The organism is Planktothrix paucivesiculata PCC 9631 (assembly GCF_900009265.2).
Taxonomy (GTDB): Bacteria; Cyanobacteriota; Cyanobacteriia; order Cyanobacteriales; family Microcoleaceae; genus Planktothrix; species Planktothrix paucivesiculata.
In genome coordinates, this window is the sequence record NZ_LR735018.1 from 491,724 (window position 1) to 504,959 (window position 13,236).

The following is a 13,236-nucleotide window of genomic DNA, read 5'->3' on the forward strand; positions in this document are numbered from 1 at the left end:
TAGACATCTCCGAAAATCCTCAAACGCCCTCTATCGCTACTTTTTGAGCCTCTAGCACTCCTGTGCCGGGTTCTCCTAAAGTAACGGATTCATAGGCTTTTTCAGTTACATTAATAATAATTAATGAATTTTATTTCTGATATTCAATCATTTTTCAAAAGTATTCTGGGCAATTCTTAGATGATAATACAATCGCTCCTATTCGCCATCTTATTAGTCCACATACTGTCAAGATTACTGCTTCATAATTTTGGCTCTTTAACCGAAATCTTTCGGAAGCAACTCGATAAATTTTTATCAGTCTTATTAAATGTTCGACTACAATCCTTTGTTTGGCTTTTAACCGATTTTCTTCTCGATGTTCAAGGGATATTTCTTGATTCCTCGGTTTCTTATGTGGTGTATTAATTGCTGTTTCCCCTACATAAGCTTTATCCCCCCTGTATTTTTGATGATTCCCCAATTCCTCCCTTCTTTCTCTCCACAATTTCAGATCGCTTGTTGCTCCGGTATAACCCACAGCTACATCCACTATTTCTTTCCCGCTCGGCATGACAATGACTTGATTTTTAAACGTATGTGTTTTTTTCTTTCCTGAGTAATATTTTTTCTGCTCTTCGTTGTCTATTGGTCTTTGCATGGGCTGTTCATAGCTATCTACTATTAACTCAAATTCCAGCAGAATTTCTTCTACCCACTCCCAATCACTCTCGTTTTTTTTTACTTGCTCAACTAAACTGGCTGGCAGTAATTCTCTGAAGATTTTTATCCAGTTATGGAAAATATCATTCGCTGTTGATTCACTCACTTCAAACTGTAACCCTAACATTTGAAATGTGGGCATCTGATGCAGATAAATTAGAGTTAGTAAGATTTGTTCATCGACAATAGCCTTTTTGTTTGCTGGGGATTCTTGTCCAGATAGCCTCTTAATTTAGTCATCTCTCCTTGGGGTAAAATCTAATTTTACCATCAAGTATCCCTCCCCATTTTTATTTCGGAGATGTCTATTCGTAATTCGTAATTCGTAATTCGTATTACAAACTCACCCCAACTTGTTTTAAAACGGTTAAGGGATGATGGGACTTTAGGTTTTTAAGTTGTTCTGAATTTTTAACTAATAAAGCCCCCGCAAATCCCAAAGAATTAATCGAAATCCCCTCAAATTTTTCCTGAGATCGAGGAATAATCATCATCCAATTTCGCGTCGCCAATAAATTATAACCCCCAGATTGAAAGGGCTGATCCCCCACGGATAAACCCACTTTTGCTAATAGCTCCAAATATAATTCTAAGGTAAAAATTGCAGCGTCTGAAGGTTGATTAATCCAGTCAGGATTAAAAGAAGCGATCGCATGAACAAAAGGAAATTCAGGAATGATACCGATAGAATTATTAAACTGTATAGAAGCGATCGCGGGTTCAATAGGAAGATTTATTCCATCTGGAACTAAAGGAAACGGAACTAATTGTAAATGCTTATGACGTTGACTCGCCCCGGCTAATTTTCCCCCATTATAAAAAACCAAACCATCAATTTCGGCTAAACCCAGCCACATCGCTGCAAAATCGGCTTGAGTCAGCCAGTTTTCCTGTTCTTCAAATTGTCGAGTAATGATTAATAAATGATGAGCAACAACATTAAATTTATTCAGTAAACATAAATGAGTTTCTGATAAATCGCCAACAAATAAATCCTGTTCATAAGGCAGAAACGGATTAAATTCTTTACCGGATTTAGCTAATTTTTTTTGCTGTTTTTTCTTAGCTTTCTGTTTTCTAGCTAAGTTAGAAAGAATTCTCACCAAAAACCGAATATTCCCCGCCTCTATAAAATCATAATCCGTTGGAATAGATTCCAATGCACCACAATTGAGCGCGTATTCACTTTGAGTAATTATTCGTTGCCATAATGTCCCCGATGGTAACATCAAGTTTGTCGTTGTTGTACTGATCATTTGAACAATAGCGATTATTTAATAGGTTTAAAAATTCAGAGAATTTAAAGGTTTAGGAATGGGGGTAACTTTGGCTTTAGGTTTCCAGTCATATTCCATATATTGAGCCGTTTTTAACGCCTTACTATCCCCTAAAAGTTTAGCCACCACATAAAGAGACATATCAATTCCCGCCGAAATTCCCGCCGCCGTAATAATTTTTCCATTATCAACTAATCTTTGATTGCTGATTACTGTAGTTTGAGGCGCCATACCCTGTAATTGCTCTAATGCTAGATGATGGGTTGTAGCAACTAAACCATCTAATAAACCCACTTTTGCTAATAGTAAAGCCCCCGTACAAACTGATAAAATTAATTCAGCATGATAGCCTTTTGATTGAATCCAGGCTAGAATTTGCAGTTGATTCAGAGCCTCTCTAGTCCCTATACCCCCGGGAATAATAATAATATCAGGGGGAGGACTATCTAATAGAGTACAATCGGGATTAAAACTCAAACCATAATGGCATTGAACCGAATTTAAGGTTTCTGCGACTAGAAACACATTAAAAGGCTGATCTTCATTAATTTCCGAGGTGATAGAAAATACTTCAAAAGGGCCAGTAAAATCTAACAGTTGAACCCCATTAAAAATTAAAATAGCAACATTTTTTTGAGTCATGGGTCATTAATCCTAAAAACAAGGGATAAAAGATTAAAATATGTTAAAAAAGTGTCTGAGGCTCCAAAATATTATTCTGGTTATTTTGATCACTCTAGCAATTGTACTGGGTTGCAATAATTTAACTTTAGCACAAGGCTCTACCACTCAGCTTGAATATCGGATGAGTCGATTAGAAGCACAGGTATCTCAACTCATTGGACAGATTAATAGTCTGCAATATCAAGCGTCAGGTACAACGGTGATCCAGGTTAAACCCGATCCCACAAATCCTGCTCCCGAACTCAAAAATCCTTTGATTTCAGGCGATCCGATGTTTGATCGGTTAGCAACATTAGTGATTGAAACTAAACAAGATGTCCAAGAACTTCAGAAACAAATGGCGGAGTTAAAAGCACAATTAGAAACTCAATAATTTAGGGTTAAAATTAGTAATCTAATAATGCCTAAAAAAATAGGTGCTGCCATGATCTGAGGAGTTAAAGATGTTCTCCTCATCTTAGAAGATTGATCAAGAGCAGCACAGTGTTTAAAAATTGATGATGTTTAAACTATACAATGATGCCGAAATAGTAAGCGGCAACTAAAAAGTTAATTCCTAACAGAAGAATTGCCCAAAATGCACGAAAGGTATAAGAGCCGCTGGAGGTTTGAGTTTTGGTAGCCATATTTGGTTCCTAAATACAATGATCCAATTAAACCACAGAAGCAACTGAATGGGGATCGGACTCTCCAGCATGATAGGAACTGCGAACTAATGGCCCAGAGCGGACTTGAGCAAACCCAATTTCGGTGGCGATCGCTCCCAAACGCTCAAATTCCTGCGGTGTCCAATATTTTCGCACGGGCAGATGTTCCAGGGACGGACGCATATATTGACCCAGGGTAATTCGGTCACATCCCGCCTGGCGTAAATCTTCTAGGGTTTGAATAATTTCGGCTTCGGTTTCTCCGTGTCCCAACATTAAGCCGGATTTTGTGGGAATGCGGGGATCAAGCTGTTTCACAATTCTTAATACATCTAGCGATCGCCCATACTTAGCTCCCCTTCTCACGGGTGCTTGTAGTCTTTGGACTGTTTCGACATTATGGTTATAACAGGCGGGTTCAGCCTCAACTACGGTGGCAATCCGTTGATATTGCAGTTCTTGGGGATTACCGCCCCCTTGCCCGCCCCAAAAATCCGCCGTCAGCACTTCGATCTGGGTTTCGGGGTTAAGCTCTCGAATTCTGTCCATCGTCGCCACAAACCACCGGGCTCCCCCATCGGCTAAATCATCCCGCGCCACGGAAGTTAAGACCACATAGCGTAACCCTAAAATTTGTACAGCTTCGGCCACTTTTTGCGGTTCTTGGGGATCAAGGGGCATCGGTGCATGGCCCTTATCCACCTGACAAAAGCCACAGGAGCGGGTACAAGTCGGCCCCATCAATAGAAAAGTGGCGGTTTTCTGGGCATAACATTCTCCTCGGTTGGGACAACGGCCTTCTTCACAAATCGTATGAATTTGGCGCTGTTTAATAATTCGCTGTACGGAGGATAATTCACTGGCCTTACCAATGGGACGGCGTAACCAATGGGGTATCGGTTCAATAGCATTTTGATCCCGATCACGATAGGATTGTTCTGGTGCTAAATCAGAAGGGGCGGACATATTCAAGTTCCGTTGCTATTTGGGTTTCTTCTCAGATTAATCTAGTTATGTATGCAAAGATGCAGGTCTTTTTAATAATTGGGTGACTTTAACCAATATAATAATAGTTAACGCATCATTATCATTACGGGAGTTCGTTGTGGCAGGTCGGAAAATACTGGTTATTGATGATAGCAAAGTCATTAGAGTTCGAGTGCGAGAAATGTTACCCCCTGGTAACTTTGAGGTGTTAGAAGCCAAAGATGGCAAAGAAGGTTTGGAATTCGTGCAAAAAGAACACCCCAATTTAATTATGCTGGATTTTCTCCTGCCTAAATTAAGTGGCTGGGATGTATTTCAGCGAATTCAAGCGGATGAAACCTTGCGACGCATTCCACTTGTCCTGATGTCGGGACGGAAGGAAGAAGTCACCGAAAAAATTTCTGAACCCTTTCAATATTTTGAATTTATTGAAAAGCCTTTTGAGAAGAATCAACTAATTTCTGCAATTAAATTGGCCTTCCAAAAAGCCAATCTCCCCCGCCCACCCCTATCCACCCCTGGAACTCCTGCACCTACTCCTGCACCTGCTCCTCAAGCTGCTCCTGGTGCAGATGGAGCGGATATTGCAGCAATTAAGGCTCAAATGGATAAAATGCAGGCAGAAATAACGGCTCTGAAAAAACAAGTGTTGCAACTGAAAACATTTATTCAGAAGAAATTACAATAGGGAAGTTGACAGTTAACTATTGAGGGTTGACTGTTAACTATTGATTGAAAATTGAACAGAAATTATGATACTGGATGCTTCATTTTTGGCACAATTAAACGCCGCAAGAGATTCATTATTAAAACGAATGAATCTATTTTCCCAGGCTCGGGTTTTGGTGGTAGGGGATTTAACTTTAGATGAATTTTTGACGGGTCAGGTGGAACGTTTATCCCGGGAAGCTCCGGTATTAATTCTGCGCCATGAAAATACCCGTCAAATTCCTGGGGGGGGTGCAAATGCGGTTTACAATTTGGCAAAATTAGGGGCATCGGTAAAGGTTGCTGGACTGGTGGGAAAGGATGATCAAGGAATTGCCCTTTGTGGAATTTTTGAACAGGCGGGAATTGATATTGGGGGAATTTTTATTGATCCCAACCGTCCCACGGTAACGAAAACGCGGATTTCGGGTCATGCGCGGCAGTCTGTCACCCAACAAATTGTTAGAGTCGATCGCAAATCTGATGAATTACCGGATCTGGAATTACAGTTAAAATTAGCTGAATATATTAGTGAAAATATTGATACTGTAGATGCGGTGGTTTGTTCAGATTATGGGGATGGCGTCTTAACTCAAGCGGTAATTGAAGCGGCGTTAAAATCTCCTCTAACTATTGTTGATACTCAAAAGGATTTACATAGATTTGCGGGTGCAAGTTTATTTACTCCTAACCTTCCTGAAGCAGAAAAAGCTGTAGGATATTCGATTAAAAATCAGCAAACCTTACAACAGGCCGGACAGGATTTATTAAGATTAACTCAAGCGAGTTCAATGTTAATTACCCGGGGCGAGGAAGGAATGAGTTTGTTTGAGGGAGAGCAACAATTTCAAATTCCACCTTTTAATCGTACGGATGTTTTTGATGTGACCGGGGCAGGGGATACGGTGGTGGCGGCTTTAACTTTAGGTTTATGTACGGGTTCATCGTTGTGGGAAGCGGCGGTTTTAGGGAATTTAGCCGCGAGTTTAGTTGTGCGTCAATTTGGAACAGCAACAACAACAATTGAGGAAATGAAAGAAGCGTTGCGATCGCTTTTAAATCCAGAATAGGGAATTACGAATTACGAATTACGAATTACGAATAGGTAATGGGTAATGGGTAATAGGTAATGGGTGATGAACAGTTAACTGGTATGGGCGGGTTCATCGAGATTTAGGTGATTAACAAAGATTTAACACCAAGCCGCCCCTACAACTGATTACTTGACAAATATTGATTTTAAGATAAGATTCTGGGGAACCGATATTTATAGGAAAGCGAATGTTAACCCAAGATCAGCCTTTAACTGAAACGGTATTTTTGGCTAAACTCAACGAAATTATTGAAAGCAATCACCTACTCAAGCACCCCTTTTATCAGATGTGGACTGAGGGGAAACTGACATTAACCATGTTACAAGAGTATGCCCAAGAATATTATTTGCACGTTCATAACTTCCCCACCTATGTCAGTGCTACCCATGCGGCTTGTGATGATATCAACATTCGCAAAATGTTGTTAGAAAACCTGATTGAAGAAGAACGGGGCTCGGCCCATCATCCCGAATTATGGCTGCGGTTTGCAGAAGGTTTAGGAGTAGAACGGAGTGCTGTTCTTGACCGTCAACCTTTAAATAAAACCCAAGAATCCGTTCAAATTCTGAAAAAATTATCGCGTAGTGAAGAAGCAGAAAAAGGGTTAGCCGCACTCTATGCTTATGAATCCCAATTTCCTGAAGTTTCTACTACAAAAATTGCCGGATTAGAAGAATTTTATGGGATTCAAGAAGAATCAGCTTTATCCTTCTTTAAAGTTCATGAAAAAGCTGATGAAATTCACAGTCAAATGACTCGTAAAGCCCTGTTACAACTGTGTCAAACCGCCGAACAACAACAAGCCGCATTAGACTCCGTACAAACGGCCGTTGATGCGTTTAACTTGCTTTTAGACGGTGTTTATGAAGAATATTGTCAGAACTAGAATTTTAGGATAAGTCCCGTTCAATTTTTCCTAAAAACCTTACCCCCCTTGTTATTTACCCCTGTTCATGGGGAACTTGGGGGGTATATTTTGGGAATATTAAATGAGTTCAACAACTCCATTTGTGCCAATACTAATACTCTTATGACCTGCGCCACCGGAGGAAATATTGACGGTTAATTCATTTTTTTCTGCATCAAAACTGCCTTTGAATCCTAGGGGAGTCCCATCTTGGGTATAAATTAAAATGTTTACAGCCCCCGTTTTAATCTGCGAAAATGGCAAAACGGTTGATTGTCCACTGGCTAAAATTTTAGACGAATTTTGGCTTAAACCATACTGAATCGGTTTTCCTGCTTCATTAATTAGTCGAACTGCAACCTTTTGATCGGTTTTAACCCGAAATCCGGTGTAAATTTGGGCAACACTGGGACTAGGGGAGAATACAACAGGAGTAACGAAACCTAATATTCCGACCAAAGCAACCGTCGTTAGAAGTTTGATTTTCATAGATTTTATGGAATTAAATCAGAATGAGTTTGGTAATTATTCTAGTCTATATTTTTGAACTTCACACTTTAATTTTTTTAGCTTGTCTTTGATAAAAATTTTATATTTTCTCAACATTTCAACTAGATTAGACCATTTAACAAAACCCCTAAATTCCATGACTTTTTCCAATCACCCAATTTCGACGGAAAAAACGGGATAGGGTAGATTCTTCTAGTTGTAAAACAATCGGACGACCATGGGGACAGGTACGAGGATTGCGGGTTTTGATCCATTGATCTAATATAGTTTGCATCTGGGTTAAACTCAGGGGTGTGCCATTTTTGATCGCACTCCTACAGGCGGTGGCGACCTGTGCGGTTTGTAAATCTCCTCCTAAACTTAATTCTAATAAGGCTTCTGAACAATCACTACGTTTGATTAATAATTCCGGCGCATTTCTGACTACCCAAACCCCATCGCCAAAGGGATCAACTTCTAATCCTAAACGGTGCATTTGTTCTAATTGTGCTATTGATAAAGATTGTAAAATAATCCCGGGTTCCAGGGGAATTAATCGCCATTGATCACAGATTTGTTCATATAAAATCCGTTCGTGGGCAATATGTTGTTCAATTAACCATAATCCGCTAGAATGTTCGGCAATAATATAGGTATTCAGAACTTGAGCGATCGCTTTTATTTCTAATATTCCTAATTCAGTTTGAGAGCTTTGAGCATCTAACTGAGTTTCCGAATTAATGTTATAGCTGCCCTTTTCTTCCGATACTTTTAATAACTTCTCAATCCGATTTTGCGGAGGAGAAATCCGCTCAAAATTTAACCTTAAAGCCCGTTCAATTCCTTGACTAATCAGTTCTTGCCATTGGTTCAAATTCTGGAGATAAACTTCACTTTTATCGGGGTTTCTATTCCAGTCTATTTGTTCAGGTAACAGGTGTAAATGCACAAAACAAATGGGATAGCGATCGCGGGGACAGGTGCGAGCTAGGGCGGTTAATAGGGTTTGTTCTAATTCCGGCGATCGCACCATTCTACCATTAATAGCAACCTTCACCCAATCGGGTCGGCGACGATGACAGCGATCGGGCAATCCTAATATTAATTCAATGTCTTTTAAGTTAATATTATCATAATCTGGTGGAATTTTCAAATAAAATAAATCACTAAATTGAACATTTTTAATAATCTGAGGTAAAATCTGTTGAGCATTTACCCCCGGACTAATTTGAAACCAAGGATTATGACCTTGACGCAGTTGCCAAGTAACTTGGGGATGACATAAAGCAATTTGCTGAATTATTAACTGAATACCGCGCAATTGTTGAGCCGAAGTAGGTAAAGATTCACGTCGATTTTGCCAATTTTCAAATAAATTAGAAACCGTAATCACTGTTCCCTGGGCGACAGCAACAGTTTCGGTTTTAACAACTTCTCCTTGATGATTATAACTAACACGCCAACCCGAATCAGCAAGGGAAGGAGAACGAGGGCGGCTAATAATTTCTAAATCCGATAATTGGGCTAAACTGTGTAATGCTTCTCCCCGAAATCCTAAACTTTTAACTTGAAATAAATCCGTAATTGTGTTAATTTTACTGGTACTATGGGTGGCGGCGGCTTGTTTTAAATTAGTTAAATCCATGCCCACACCATTATCTACCACTTGCACCCGCCAAGACTCCGGCCAGACTGAAATTATAATCCGGTTTGCCTCGGCATCTAAGGCATTTTCCACTAATTCCCGAACTACCGCCACTAAGGAGTCAATAACTTCACTGGCTGCAATTAAATCAATAACATCTTTGGGGAGAGTCCGAATATAATTCAAGGGTAAACAGGTTGAATTTAACATTTCCAAGGCAATAGGCAATCTTGCTATAAGTAATAGATAATAGGGTTAATTATAATTTTAATTTAATTTGACTTCTTCGGCAACTTCAGCGTGCATTTCTTGTAGTTGAGTTTGGGGTAGTTTAATATAAAAAGTAGTGCCTTCATGGGGAATAGATTTAAACCGAATGTGACCGCCATGGGCATCAATAATAGATTTAGCAATAGCAGTTCCTAACCCCGTACCACTGCGTTTTCCATGGGTAACAAAGGCATCAAATAAATGTTCACGAATCATATCGGGAATTCCAGGGCCATTGTCATTAATGGCAATTTCCGTCCATTCTCCGTCTAATTTAGCCGTAATTGAAATAGTTCCACCGGGTTTTTCAAAGGCTTCTACCGCATTTCCTACTAAATTTTGAAAAACTCGAGTCATTTTATTTTCATCGACATAAATCAGACAATTTTCATCGGCTTGCACAGAAAAATTAACCTGGGTTGATTGAAAATAAACCCGATTTAATTTTTCAAAATTTTGTAGCATTTTTACCACAGAAATTGATTTTCTGTAGAGTAGGGCACTGCCTTTCGTAAATTCCAATACTTCCTCGGCCATGCCTAACATCCTTTGAATCTGCATAGAAATCAAATCACACCATTCTTGAGTTTCCTCATCGGGGTGCATTTCCTTGAGCATGGAACTAGATAACTGAATTCCGGTAAACGGACTCCTAAAATCATGCAAAATGGTGTTAACCATTTCCCCGACTAATTCCATTTTTTCTTTATGGACTAATTGATGGACATATTGATTCGTAGTAACGCGCAAATGACTAATAATATAAGCAAATAAATTCAGAATCACTTTACCCTTAGCATTGCTTAAAATTTGCAGCAAATCCGGTTGAGAAATTTTAGCTAATTTCACCTGTCCGGCGGTTATTGCCCTGGCGCTGCGAGGTTGTCCATCTAATACCCCAAATTCTCCAAAAAAGTCATTAGCTTGGGCGACAGCAATGGTTTGATATTGGCTCAATGGAGCTTCTTTTTTAAACTCCACCCGACCTTCTAACACTAGATATAAAAAATTAGGGGCTTCTCCTTCTTCAAAAATAATATGTTGGTCTGCAAACTGTTCCACGATTGCCAGTTCACAGAGTTGTTGAGCTTCGGGAAGTTCAAAATAGCTAAGAAATCGGTGGGAGGATATATCCATTTTTATAAACTGGGTTGTGATCAAAGATTAGAGAGATCTACTTTTGTGATATTAATATTATGGGAATAGAAAGAGTTAAACACCTGAAAGCAGAGGGATATTAGGGAAAAAATGGCTTTTAGCAACTAGAATATTTGGACTTGATACTATTATAAATTATAGCGTAGATGTTCCCAATATTTGAGCCAAAGATGCTTGTAATATCGGGGGTAAACGGCGCATAATTTTTCCAGTTTGTCCATCAATGGGAACTAAGGTGACTTGGGCACTGAGATAATGGGATTGGCCATCTAGGGATTCAATCCGGTATTCCCAAGGCAGTCGCACCCCCTTAGTTGGTAGGATTCGACTTTTCACCACCACCTGCATTCCCATTTTCACGGGTTGATGGTAGCGAATATTCAACTCGACAACGGGCAATTCGCAGCCCATTTCTACTAAGTTATGATACTCCAATCCCGCCAAACGTAACCGTTCTACCCGGGCTTCTTCCATCCAAGACAGATAGGTTCCATGCCAAACGATACCACCATAGTCGGTATGATGGGGAGAAACCCGCACAACATAGTCAAACCAAGGGGTTGACCGGGCGGTATCCGTTGAGGAGGGGGACTGGAGAAGGGGATTTGTTTCAAACACTTTACAAATAGATTGAGAACGCAACATTTCTACAAATTATCTGTCAACTCGGGGGATTATTCTAGGTATGGATACTGTTTAATCCGTGTTGGGTAGATCTGACCCCTGATAAATCACCTATTTTAATCACAAGGAAAATCCATGATAAAAAAAATTCTAGTTGCGGTTGCCGGTCGGGGATTATGCGAAGAAATGCTGAATATGATGTTGGATATCCCCTCTTTCCAACAAGCATCGGTGACGCTTCTACACGTTGTTTCCCCTGAAGTGAGTTCGGATACGATGTCGGAAAAGTTAACTGAGGCCGGAAAAATTCTGGCAGAAGCTGTTACCTCAATTAAACTCGACCCCAAGCAAATTAATCCTCTACTCAAACAAGGTGATCCTAAAGATATCGTTTGTCAAGTGGCCGACGAGGAAAATGTGGATTTAATTATTATGGGTTCCCGGGGTTTAGGACGTCTACAAGCGATTCTGGAAAACTCCGTTAGTCAGTATGTGTTTCAACTCACCAGCCATCCCATGCTGTTGGTCAAGGACGATACCTATGTCAAAAAACTGCGTAAAATTATGGTGGCCGTGGATAATTCCGCAGCCTCTAAACAGTGTTTGCAGTTAGCGATTTCCTTTGCCAAAGATATCCCTGGAACTCAACTGATTTTAGTCCACATCAATAAGGATATATCTGGCAAATCTAGCGAAGATTTCAGTAATAATGCCGAAAAAGATCCTATTTTAGCCCCGGCAATTGAAGAAGTAAAACGCATGGGCATCAGCTATCGTTGTGTAAGTGGGGTTGGTAAACCGGGCCCAGAATTGTGTCGGCTTGCTGAAGAAGTGAATGCTGATTTATTGATGTTAGGTTCCCCAGACCGTCGCCCCAACGTTGCCAGAAGTTTCATCGACTTAGACAGATTGTTGGGAAGTTCCCTCTCAGATTATGTGCGGGTTTATGCTAACTGTCCGGTTTTGTTAGCACGGACAACGGCAGTTTAATCTACTCTTAATTAATCAACAGAAGAAAAAGCGCCACAGCTAGAGTCTGAAGGCGCTTTTTTTGAGTGAAAATTCAATCAAAATTTAGGAAAAAATGGTATTAACCTTCTTTACCATCCCGACTTTGAGTTTGAATATACAGAATCAACAGAAAAACCGCAGGAACTGCCACAAACAAAATACTGGCAACAAATCCTAAATCATTAACTTGCATAATTGCCCTACCTTAAGTTAAATGGAAAATTCAAATACCCCCAGAATATCATTAATTGACGTTTTTGAATAGATTGATTTTTATTAACGAGTCAGGACACTCGCACTACTCTCTCCCTCCCACCTCAGTTTAAATACTTAATAGTTTACCAAATTGAAGTTAAATCTAATACAAAACCTGGCAAAACATCCTCCCCTGAAACTTGATTAGGATGTTCTAAGATTTCCACCGCTTGATGCAGACGATAAACTTCAATTTGTTGCTGTTTACGATTAATTAACCAACCTAATCTTGCCCCATTCTCTTGATATTCTTGCATTTTTTCACGAGTTTTTTCTAAACTATCACTCGGAGACATTAATTCCACCACAAAATCAGGACACAACGGCACAAATTTATCCTGTTGTTCGGGTGTTAAAGATTCCCAACGTTCTCGACTTACCCAGGACGCATCAGGAGCGCGGTCAGCCCCATTCGGAAGGGTAAAACCCGTATTAGAATCAAAAACTTCACCTAAATTATTCTGACGTTTCCAGACTAAAAGTTGAAAAATTAAATCAGCATTTCGTTTCCCTGTATTTCCTCCAGTTGGTGGCATAATAATTAACTCTCCTGAGTTCGTGCGTTCAAATTGAAAATCATTATTTTCTTGACACAATTGCCAAAATTGTTCTGCGGTTAAATCCAGTTTCAATTTTAAAATTGGGGGTAAGGTCAGAATATTGGTTTCCATAGTAATATGGGGAATGGGGAATGGGGAATTACGAATTACGAATTACGAATTACGAATTACGAATTACGAATGGGTAATACTTCGACTTCGCTCAGTAACAGGGTAAT

At 39.8% G+C, this 13,236-nt stretch carries 16 protein-coding genes; 5 read left to right on the plus strand and 11 right to left on the minus strand.

What is annotated here, in order from left to right:
* Positions 1-154: 154 nt before the first annotated feature.
* The 3 genes from PL9631_RS16380 to PL9631_RS16390 form a co-directional block, all read right to left on the minus strand.
* Entirely contained in the window at positions 155-934 is a 780-nt protein-coding gene (locus PL9631_RS16380) for a transposase family protein (protein WP_331281244.1), read from the minus strand.
* 103 nt (positions 935-1,037) lie between these two features.
* Positions 1,038-1,931 carry an ATP adenylyltransferase family protein gene (locus PL9631_RS16385; protein ID WP_197046401.1) on the minus strand — a complete coding sequence of 298 codons (894 nt, stop codon included), beginning with the start codon at positions 1,929-1,931 and terminating at the stop codon, positions 1,038-1,040.
* Positions 1,932-1,985: 54 nt separating this feature from the next.
* A complete protein-coding gene (locus PL9631_RS16390; RefSeq protein ID WP_083621928.1) occupies positions 1,986-2,621 on the minus strand; it encodes a DJ-1/PfpI family protein in 636 nt (211 codons plus the stop codon).
* 85 nt (positions 2,622-2,706) lie between these two features.
* On the opposite strand from PL9631_RS16390, the gene PL9631_RS16395 reads away from it, so the two are divergent.
* On the plus strand, positions 2,707-3,036 hold the full coding sequence (locus PL9631_RS16395) for a hypothetical protein (protein WP_156090590.1): 330 nt from the start codon (positions 2,707-2,709) through the stop codon (positions 3,034-3,036).
* 136 nt (positions 3,037-3,172) lie between these two features.
* Here PL9631_RS16395 and psaX read toward each other — a convergent pair whose 3' ends face one another.
* The gene (psaX, locus tag PL9631_RS16400) at positions 3,173-3,289 is read right to left on the minus strand and encodes a photosystem I protein PsaX (protein WP_071782595.1); all 117 of its coding nucleotides are present in this window, start codon (positions 3,287-3,289) and stop codon (positions 3,173-3,175) included.
* A gap of 27 nt (positions 3,290-3,316) precedes the next feature.
* Positions 3,317-4,276, minus strand: a complete 960-nt coding sequence (gene lipA / locus PL9631_RS16405; protein ID WP_083621932.1) for a lipoyl synthase — start codon at positions 4,274-4,276, stop codon at positions 3,317-3,319.
* A gap of 139 nt (positions 4,277-4,415) precedes the next feature.
* On the opposite strand from lipA, the gene PL9631_RS16410 reads away from it, so the two are divergent.
* From PL9631_RS16410 to PL9631_RS16420, 3 genes are all read left to right on the plus strand, one after another.
* Positions 4,416-4,985: a response regulator gene (locus tag PL9631_RS16410; protein WP_083621934.1), complete on the plus strand. Its 570-nt coding sequence runs from the start codon at positions 4,416-4,418 to the stop codon at positions 4,983-4,985.
* A gap of 64 nt (positions 4,986-5,049) precedes the next feature.
* Entirely contained in the window at positions 5,050-6,075 is a 1,026-nt protein-coding gene (locus PL9631_RS16415) for a bifunctional heptose 7-phosphate kinase/heptose 1-phosphate adenyltransferase (protein ID WP_083621936.1), read from the plus strand.
* A gap of 211 nt (positions 6,076-6,286) precedes the next feature.
* A complete protein-coding gene (locus PL9631_RS16420) occupies positions 6,287-6,985 on the plus strand; it encodes a CADD family putative folate metabolism protein (RefSeq protein WP_083621938.1) in 699 nt (232 codons plus the stop codon).
* A gap of 99 nt (positions 6,986-7,084) precedes the next feature.
* Here the strand turns inward: PL9631_RS16420 and PL9631_RS16425 are convergent, their stop codons facing one another.
* The 4 genes from PL9631_RS16425 to PL9631_RS16440 form a co-directional block, all read right to left on the minus strand.
* Positions 7,085-7,495, minus strand: a complete 411-nt coding sequence (locus tag PL9631_RS16425) for a hypothetical protein (RefSeq protein ID WP_083621941.1) — start codon at positions 7,493-7,495, stop codon at positions 7,085-7,087.
* Between the two features lie 148 nt (positions 7,496-7,643).
* A complete protein-coding gene (gene mutL, locus PL9631_RS16430) occupies positions 7,644-9,350 on the minus strand; it encodes a DNA mismatch repair endonuclease MutL (RefSeq protein ID WP_083621943.1) in 1,707 nt (568 codons plus the stop codon).
* 57 nt (positions 9,351-9,407) lie between these two features.
* Positions 9,408-10,547, minus strand: coding sequence for an ATP-binding protein (locus PL9631_RS16435; protein ID WP_083621946.1), 1,140 nt, complete (start codon positions 10,545-10,547; stop codon positions 9,408-9,410).
* Between the two features lie 156 nt (positions 10,548-10,703).
* Positions 10,704-11,213: an acyl-CoA thioesterase gene (locus PL9631_RS16440; RefSeq protein WP_083621948.1), complete on the minus strand. Its 510-nt coding sequence runs from the start codon at positions 11,211-11,213 to the stop codon at positions 10,704-10,706.
* A gap of 114 nt (positions 11,214-11,327) precedes the next feature.
* On the opposite strand from PL9631_RS16440, the gene PL9631_RS16445 reads away from it, so the two are divergent.
* Positions 11,328-12,182: a universal stress protein gene (locus tag PL9631_RS16445; RefSeq protein ID WP_083621950.1), complete on the plus strand. Its 855-nt coding sequence runs from the start codon at positions 11,328-11,330 to the stop codon at positions 12,180-12,182.
* A 100-nt stretch (positions 12,183-12,282) separates the two neighbouring features.
* Here PL9631_RS16445 and psbM read toward each other — a convergent pair whose 3' ends face one another.
* Both psbM and PL9631_RS16455 read right to left on the minus strand, forming a co-directional pair.
* Positions 12,283-12,396 (minus strand): photosystem II reaction center protein PsbM, encoded by a 114-nt coding sequence (psbM, locus tag PL9631_RS16450; protein WP_079681281.1) that lies wholly within the window; start codon positions 12,394-12,396, stop codon positions 12,283-12,285.
* A 145-nt stretch (positions 12,397-12,541) separates the two neighbouring features.
* On the minus strand, positions 12,542-13,129 hold the full coding sequence (locus tag PL9631_RS16455) for a Uma2 family endonuclease (protein WP_083621952.1): 588 nt from the start codon (positions 13,127-13,129) through the stop codon (positions 12,542-12,544).
* Positions 13,130-13,236 lie beyond the last annotated feature (107 nt).